10 protein-coding genes are annotated in these 5,460 nt (G+C 38.5%); all 10 read left to right on the plus strand.

Going from position 1 to position 5,460, the window contains the following annotated elements; genetic code table 11:
• Nucleotides 1-296: 296 nt before the first annotated feature.
• The 10 genes from ACFE93_RS33805 to ACFE93_RS33850 all read left to right on the plus strand — a co-directional run bounded on the left by ACFE93_RS33805 (nucleotide 297) and on the right by ACFE93_RS33850 (nucleotide 5,254).
• Entirely contained in the window at nucleotides 297-1,856 is a 1,560-nt protein-coding gene (locus ACFE93_RS33805; RefSeq protein ID WP_375480369.1) for an N-6 DNA methylase, read from the plus strand.
• A gap of 25 nt (nucleotides 1,857-1,881) precedes the next feature.
• Nucleotides 1,882-2,121 (plus strand): hypothetical protein, encoded by a 240-nt coding sequence (locus ACFE93_RS33810; RefSeq protein ID WP_375480371.1) that lies wholly within the window; start codon nucleotides 1,882-1,884, stop codon nucleotides 2,119-2,121.
• A complete protein-coding gene (locus tag ACFE93_RS33815) occupies nucleotides 2,118-2,531 on the plus strand; it encodes a putative toxin-antitoxin system toxin component, PIN family (RefSeq protein WP_375480373.1) in 414 nt (137 codons plus the stop codon). The genes ACFE93_RS33810 and ACFE93_RS33815 overlap by 4 nt, the downstream gene beginning before the upstream one ends.
• 122 nt (nucleotides 2,532-2,653) lie before the next feature.
• Nucleotides 2,654-2,923, plus strand: a complete 270-nt coding sequence (locus tag ACFE93_RS33820) for a type II toxin-antitoxin system ParD family antitoxin (RefSeq protein WP_375480375.1) — start codon at nucleotides 2,654-2,656, stop codon at nucleotides 2,921-2,923.
• A 271-nt stretch (nucleotides 2,924-3,194) separates the two neighbouring features.
• A complete protein-coding gene (locus ACFE93_RS33825) occupies nucleotides 3,195-4,166 on the plus strand; it encodes a restriction endonuclease subunit S (protein WP_375480377.1) in 972 nt (323 codons plus the stop codon).
• Nucleotides 4,167-4,329: 163 nt separating this feature from the next.
• Nucleotides 4,330-4,524, plus strand: a complete 195-nt coding sequence (locus ACFE93_RS33830) for a hypothetical protein (protein ID WP_375480379.1) — start codon at nucleotides 4,330-4,332, stop codon at nucleotides 4,522-4,524.
• Between the two features lie 5 nt (nucleotides 4,525-4,529).
• On the plus strand, nucleotides 4,530-4,778 hold the full coding sequence (locus ACFE93_RS33835; protein ID WP_375480381.1) for a DUF4926 domain-containing protein: 249 nt from the start codon (nucleotides 4,530-4,532) through the stop codon (nucleotides 4,776-4,778).
• Nucleotides 4,779-4,785: 7 nt separating this feature from the next.
• Entirely contained in the window at nucleotides 4,786-5,016 is a 231-nt protein-coding gene (locus ACFE93_RS33840; RefSeq protein ID WP_375480383.1) for a DUF433 domain-containing protein, read from the plus strand.
• A gap of 14 nt (nucleotides 5,017-5,030) precedes the next feature.
• Nucleotides 5,031-5,129 (plus strand): hypothetical protein, encoded by a 99-nt coding sequence (locus ACFE93_RS33845; RefSeq protein WP_375480385.1) that lies wholly within the window; start codon nucleotides 5,031-5,033, stop codon nucleotides 5,127-5,129.
• A gap of 2 nt (nucleotides 5,130-5,131) precedes the next feature.
• Complete coding sequence (locus ACFE93_RS33850) at nucleotides 5,132-5,254, plus strand: DUF5615 family PIN-like protein (RefSeq protein WP_375480387.1); 123 nt, start codon at nucleotides 5,132-5,134, stop codon at nucleotides 5,252-5,254.
• Nucleotides 5,255-5,460: the final 206 nt, after the last annotated feature.

Consider the following 5,460-nt stretch of genomic DNA (forward strand, 5'->3'; position numbering starts at 1 on the left):
TCTCACATCAAGTTATGTAAATTGATTTTTTACTGCTTGTGAGAAATCCGGGTAAAGGGGTCATTACTAAAATAGCGATCGCAGAATACTCTAGTAGTTTATCCATACTGCGTAGGCGCTAGCCCGTCGTAGACATCGCACAGAACATATTCTGCCTGAAATCAAAAAAGGCGATCGCCCATTTTCAGTCCAAGGGTGATCATCTTGCTGGTTTCTGCTCAAATTCGTAGTTCACCGAGTTGTCACAAACACAAACTATCTTATAATCGATAGATTTGGTAATCTGATGTCTGACTATGCCTGCTAACACTACTGATTTAGAAAAACGCCTATGGGAAGCAGCAGATGAGTTACGCGCTAACTCTAGGCTAAAGTCCAGTGAGTATTCCATCCCGGTACTGGGGTTAATCTTCCTCCGCTACGCTGATTGGAAATTTACCCATGCTGAAGAGGAACTGAAAAATGCAGGTAGTAGAAGACGTGGAATTACCAAAGCAGACTACCAAGCAAAGGGAGTAATGTATTTGCCTGATGCTACCAGATTCTCCACACTGCTGAACTTACCAGGAGGAGCAGATATTGGCAAGGCAATCAATGATGCGATGCGTGCCATTGAAGCAGAGAATGAAGAATTAAAAGATATTCTCCCCAAAACTTATAATCGCCTCGAAAATGATTTGTTATTTGACTTGCTGAAAAACTTTAACAAAGTCGAATTAGGCACAGATTTATCAGGTGATGCTTTCGGGAAGATTTATGAATACTTCCTGGGTAAATTTGCGATGACTGAGGGACAGAAAGGGGGAGAATTCTTTACCCCTATTTCTGTGGTGAAATTAATTGTAGAAGTAATTGAACCATATCATGGACGAATTTATGACCCTGCTTGTGGAAGTGGTGGTATGTTTGTTCAAAGTGCATCTTTTGTAGAAAGACACAAGAAGAACCCCAGCACAGAAATTAGTATTTATGGACAGGAGAAAGTAGGTGAAACTGTCCGCTTATGCAAGATGAACTTAGCTGTACATGGACTTGCAGGAGATATTCGCCAGAGCAATACTTATTATGAAGACATTCACGAGTCTGTAGAGAAATTTGACTTTGTGATGGCAAACCCACCTTTTAATGTCGATAAGGTGGACAAAGAAAAAATCAAAGGAGATCCGCGTGTTAGCAAATTTGGAATGCCCAAGGCAGATAATGCTAATTACCTGTGGATTCATTTTTTCTGGAGTGCATTAAATGAAACAGGTAGGGCAGGATTTGTCATGGCGAATTCTGCCAGTGATGCGCGAGGTACAGAGTTAGAGATTCGGCAGAAACTTATCCAATCCCATGCAGTGGATGTGATGATCGCTGTTGGTTCTAATTTTTTCTACACTGTTACCTTACCCTGTACTCTGTGGTTTTTGGATAAGGGGAAAGCAGATACTATCCGCAGAGATAAGGTATTATTTCTGGATGCTAGGCACATTTACCGTCAAATTGACCGTGCCCATCGGGAGTTTACCCTAGAACAGATTGAATTTTTAGCGAATATCGTCAGATTGTACAGAGGTGAAGCAGTAGAGACTACCAATGGTAGCCAAGCATTGCTGGCGGAGAAATTCCCCCAAGGGCAATATATTGATATACCTGGACTTTGTAAGGTAGCAACTTTAGAAGAAATCGCAGCGCAGGGATGGAGTTTAAACCCTGGACGTTATGTGGGTGTTGCGGAACGAGTAGTGGAAGATTTTGATTTTACGGGGAAGTTGGAAGAGTTGAATGAGGAATTGGAAGTTTTGAATCTAGAAGCGAGGGAATTAGAGGACAAAATTGCAGAGAATGTGGCGAAATTGTTAGAACAAAGTTAGATAAAAGTTGAGAACAGGATAAATCATGAACGCTTACAAAACCTACATCACCATTACAGATCCAAAGCAGGTAGTATTATCTGATTTACCATTTCAAGCAGGACAGAAAGTTGAGGTGATTATTTTAGCAGAGGATAATCAAAGGGCTACTTTAGCAGCAGAATTAAAAAAGTTATTCAAAGAAATACAAACGACACACGCAGATCATCCCTTGACTGATGAAGAGATAGCAGCAGAAATTGAAGCTTATAGGCAGGGAGAATGAAGGTTATTATTGATACAAATATTTTAGTCTCTGCTGCTATAGCTGATAAAAATCCAGAGGCAGTAATTTTATTTGTGGTTGCTAATTCTGATTTTGAGTGGGTTGTATCGGCAGAGATACTGGCAGAATATAAGGAGGTTTTAAAGCGTCCTCGTTTAAAGTTAACTGAGGCACAACACCAAAGATGGGTTTATTTAATTGATTCTGTGATAACACTAATAGATGTGGATGTGGAGGTTGATTTTCCTAGAGATAGGAAAGATGCAAAGTTTTTAGCTTGTGCTATTGCAGCAGAGGCAGATTTTTTAATTACAGGTGATACTGATTTTAACGAAGCACAAACTTTATTAAATACAACTATTATTTCTCTATCTTTATTTAAAAGGTTAGTTTGTGATGTAAGGGAATAAACTTCAATCTCGTAGGGGACGTTATAAACTTTAGCTTTAACGCACCAGAAATATATAATGGTGCGTTAGTCGGCGGCATAACAAACCCTAGAAAATTACTTTTTTTAGCTGAGGTAATAGTTATGAATATCACATTGAAACCAGAAATCGAGCAATTTATTCAAGCACAACTTGCAATTGGTAGGTTTGCAAGTGCAGAAGATGTGATAAATGAAGCTTTTAAGTTGCTTCAAGAAAGAGAACGGCGCATTGAAGAATTACGCCAAAAAATTGCTGTGGGAACTGAACAAATCGCTAAAGGACAAGTAACTGATGGCGAAGTTGTTTTTGCTAGGTTGCAAGAAAAAATTCGGAAAATTGCTGAGGAATCTGATTGTGCCTCTGGTGAGTGATTATCGAGATTTAGAGTCTTTGTTTACAGATTAAGCAGATTAATATGAGTATTTTGTTGAGAAAAGGATGGAAAAATACAAATTTAGGCAAATTTCTAACTTTTCAAAGAGGTTTTGATATCACCAAAAGACAATTACAAGCAGGTGAATATGATGTGATATTTTCCTCAGGATTGGGTGGGAAACATAACGAATATAAGGTAAAAGCTCCAGGGGTAGTGATTGGGAGAAAGGGAACTCTTGGTACTGTCTTCTTTGCTAAAAGTAATTTTTGGGCAACTATACAACGTTATGGGTTAAAGATTTTCATGGTAATGATGAGAATTTTGCGTACTATTTTCTACAAACATTGCACCTTGAACAATATGATTGTGGTTCTGCCAATCCAACTCTAAATAGAAATCATATTCATGAATTACCTATTTCTTATCCCTCTCTCCCCACGCAGAAGAAAATCGCTGCCATCCTCTCAGCGTATGATGACCTAATAGAAAACAACACAAGACGCATCAAAATATTAGAAGAAATGGCACAAACCCTCTACCATGAGTGGTTTGTCAAATTCCGCTTCCCTGGTCAGGAACACACCAAAATGGTTGATTCTGAATTGGGTTTAATCCCTGAAGGGTGGGAAGTGAAGAAGCTTGAAGAACTTGGATTACTTGCTAGAGGTAAATCCAAACATCGTCCAAGAAATGACCCTTCTTTATATGGAGGTGATTATCCTTTCATTCAAACCGGAGAAGTTAAGGAAGCTTATTTATACATTACAGATTACAGTCAAACATATAACGAAAAAGGTTTATCCCAAAGTAAGATTTGGCAATCAGGAACACTATTGATTACTATAGCTGCAAATATTGCGGAAACAGCGATATTAACATTCCCCGCTTGTTTTCCAGATAGCATAGTTGGCTTTGTAGCTGACTCTAACAGGGTAAGTGTAGAGTTTATTAAATACTCTATTGATGTTATCAAACTAAGAATGCAGAATGTCTCTAGAGGTACTACTCAAGATAACTTAAGCTTAGAAAAAATAAGAATTTTTTATTTTTTAGTACCCGCTCAAGAAATTATGCAACTTTTTATAAAAATAACTTCTCCGATGTTCTCGCAGATGAAAAATTTACTAATGAAAAACTCCAACCTCCGGCAAACCCGTGACTTACTCCTTCCCAAACTCATCTCAGGAGAAATCGACGTAGAACACCTAGAAATCACCACAGAGGACATAGCAGCTTAACCAATTAAAAATAATCAGATAAAAACTAAATTGTGAAAATTCCAGATAATCTCATCATTCCCGAAGAAAACTTACCCGTTATCTTCTAGTTCCCCGTATCAAAGATGATAAATCAAAATTTTTAGCTTAAGCAGAATTTACACAAAATAACCCAGAAGATTTATTGACAGCGATTCGACAACTCGCCACCACCAATAAAGCTGTAGAAGATAATACTAATGAATATGGAACTTTTTACACCATTGCGGGAAACCTACAAGGAGTAAATGATCAAAATTTAGCAGTTATTACAGTTTGCCTAGAATCAAAACATGACGGAAGCTTTCGTTTTATTACCTTGAAACCAAAGAAGGACTAATGATAATGAAATTGGAACTATATGAGTACGTTGCTCTGTGTCGAGACTTCCCAGAATACAACCTCAAACAGAGTGATGTCGCCATGCTAATTGATTATGTGACTCATCCAAGCGGTGGTGAAGATGGCTATGTATTAGAAGTATTTAATGCAGCAGGTGACTCTATCGCTGTTTTTACTGTTCCTATGTCAGCAGTAGAAAAAATGCCCAGCGATGCAGTATTAGCCATTCGCCTATTAGCAGAATTAAAGTAATCACTTTATGAAACCACTAAAAAGAATCACATTCAACCCAGAAATCATGGGTGGCAAACCTTGCATTCGAGGTATGCGTGTTACTGTAGGAACAATTGTCGGTTTAATGGCAGCAGGACATACCCCAGAAGATATTCTCAAAGCGTACCCATACCTAGAACGTGAGGATATTTATGAAGCTTTAGCTTATGCTGCATGGCGGGTAGAAGAAATTGAAGTACCCCTTGCTTGGGCATGAAAATTTTACTTAATATGAATCTTTCTCCTGACTGGGTTCTAGTCTTGGAAAGTGCGGGTTTTGAAGCTGTCCACTGGTCAACAATTGGTAATTCCAGTCTACAGATAAAGTAATCATGGCATGGGCACTGACAAACGACTACATTGTTTTCACCCATGACTTAGATTTTGGTACACTGCTAGCAATGACTCAAGCTGATGCACCCAGTGTAATTCAAGTGCGATCGCAAATCTTTTGATCTCGATGTCTGAGCGATCTCTTTCAATATTGCGTTAAAAATGACAACCAAAGGCAATTTGGTATAAGCAACAGGTACTTAAAAGTCGTGTTGAGGTACTTGAAAGTCGTGTTGAGGTACTTCAACATCGTGTTGAGGTACTTGAAAGTCGTGTTGAGGTACTTGAAAGTCGTGTTGAGGTACTTAAAAGTCGTGTTGAGGTACTT

Origin of the sequence: uncultured Nostoc sp. (assembly GCF_964247315.1) — a bacterium.
Classification (GTDB): Bacteria; Cyanobacteriota; Cyanobacteriia; order Cyanobacteriales; family Nostocaceae; genus Nostoc.

Bases quoted from the DNA above. Each gene is read 5' to 3' on its own strand.
- ACFE93_RS33820 (WP_375480375.1), top strand. From the start codon at position 2,654: ATGAATATCACATTGAAACCAGAAATCGAGCAATTTATTCAAGCACAA.
- ACFE93_RS33850 (WP_375480387.1), top strand. From the start codon at position 5,132: ATGGCATGGGCACTGACAAACGACTACATTGTTTTCACCCATGACTTA.
- ACFE93_RS33815 (WP_375480373.1), top strand. From the start codon at position 2,118: ATGAAGGTTATTATTGATACAAATATTTTAGTCTCTGCTGCTATAGCT.
- ACFE93_RS33805 (WP_375480369.1), top strand. From the start codon at position 297: ATGCCTGCTAACACTACTGATTTAGAAAAACGCCTATGGGAAGCAGCA.
- ACFE93_RS33835 (WP_375480381.1), top strand. From the start codon at position 4,530: ATGAAATTGGAACTATATGAGTACGTTGCTCTGTGTCGAGACTTCCCA.
- ACFE93_RS33840 (WP_375480383.1), top strand. From the start codon at position 4,786: ATGAAACCACTAAAAAGAATCACATTCAACCCAGAAATCATGGGTGGC.
- ACFE93_RS33845 (WP_375480385.1), top strand. From the start codon at position 5,031: ATGAATCTTTCTCCTGACTGGGTTCTAGTCTTGGAAAGTGCGGGTTTT.
- ACFE93_RS33810 (WP_375480371.1), top strand. From the start codon at position 1,882: ATGAACGCTTACAAAACCTACATCACCATTACAGATCCAAAGCAGGTA.